We start from the raw sequence: 1,328 nt of genomic DNA on the forward strand, positions 1-1,328 counted from the left end.
TTGGGTGCCCCGCTACCCCCCACCTTGCCGCCTCCCGCACCTCCCCCCCCGCTGGGGTGCAGGGGACCCGCCGGCCCCCCCCCGCGCCCACCGCCACGCTGGCCGGACTCACCGTCTTCATCGGTGGATTCCGGCAGGTGTTCAACCACACCGAGCGCCATGTGCTCGCCGCGGAGGCCTGGTCGAGGCTGCGGCTGGCGATCCGGCGGTACCGGCTGATCCCGGAGGGGGAACGGGACGAGGCGAGCCGCCGCCGGCTGCAGGAGGAGATCGAGGACGTGGCGACCACCGAGCTGCGGAACTGGGCCGCGGGTCGCCGTGGACTGCGGCCGGGAGCGATGCCGGGAAGTCAGCTGCCGCAGTGACACCGTGGGATCTGATTCCATAGAGGCTCGTCACCGGCGTTGTCTGCAAGGAGTTGGCCCTGAACACCTGGGGTGCGGAGGTTGTGTCGGCCGCGCTGCTGCTGGCGGTGCTGGTGTGCGCGGTGGTACGGCCCTGGGGCTGGCCCGAAGCGGTGGTGGCGGTCCCGGCGGCGGGCGTGGTCATCGCCTGCGGGGCGATCTCACTGGAGCACGCGCAGGCCGAGGCCGCACGGCTCGGGCCGGTCATCGGCTTTCTGGCGGCGGTGCTGGTGCTCGCCCAGCTCTGCGACGACGAGGGGTTGTTCCAGGCCTGCGGGGCCTGGATGGCCCGCACCGCCGCGGGGAGGCCGCGCCGCCTGCTGGCGCAGGTGTTCGCGGTCGCCTCGGTCATCACGGCGGTGCTCAGCCTGGACGCCACGGTGGTACTGCTCACCCCGGTGGTGTTCGCCACCGCCGCGCGGCTCGGCGCACGGCCAAGACCCCACGTCTACGCCTGCACCCATCTGTCGAACACGGCGTCGCTGCTGCTGCCCGTCTCCAACCTCACCAACCTGCTCGCGTTCGCGGCGAGCGGGCTCAGTTTCACCCGGTTCGCCGCACTCATGACGTTGCCGTGGCTGACGGCCATCGGGGTCGAGTACGTGGTGCTGCGGCGGTTCTTCGCCACCGACCTGGACGCCGGGGCCGTGGTCCCGTCCGGCGCCGAGCCGCCCCGACTGCCGCTGTTCGCCCTGCTGACCGTGGCGGGCACCCTGGCCGGGTTCGTCCTCGCCTCGGCGGTCGGGGTCGACCCGGCCTGGGCGGCGGCGGCCGGCGCGCTCGTGCTTGCGACCCGTGCGCTGGGGGGGGGGCGCCCCCCCCCCCCCCCCCCGGGCGGTGCCGTGGCGCGGCCGTTCCCCTCCTTCGTGCTCCTCCTGTGCATCTTTGTTCGCTCCGTGGTCGCCAACAGGTTCGCCTCCGGTC

At 73.8% G+C, this 1,328-nt stretch carries 2 protein-coding genes; both read left to right on the plus strand.

What is annotated here, in order from left to right:
• Window positions 1-137 precede the first annotated feature (137 nt).
• Window positions 138-365, plus strand: coding sequence for a hypothetical protein (locus ACZ499_RS25755; RefSeq protein WP_468678312.1), 228 nt, complete (start codon window positions 138-140; stop codon window positions 363-365).
• A gap of 59 nt (window positions 366-424) precedes the next feature.
• A partial coding sequence (locus tag ACZ499_RS25760) for an SLC13 family permease (protein WP_468678555.1) occupies window positions 425-1,328 on the plus strand: 904 nt, incomplete at its 3' end.

Source organism: Streptomyces sp. NPDC031265 (genome assembly GCF_055570295.1).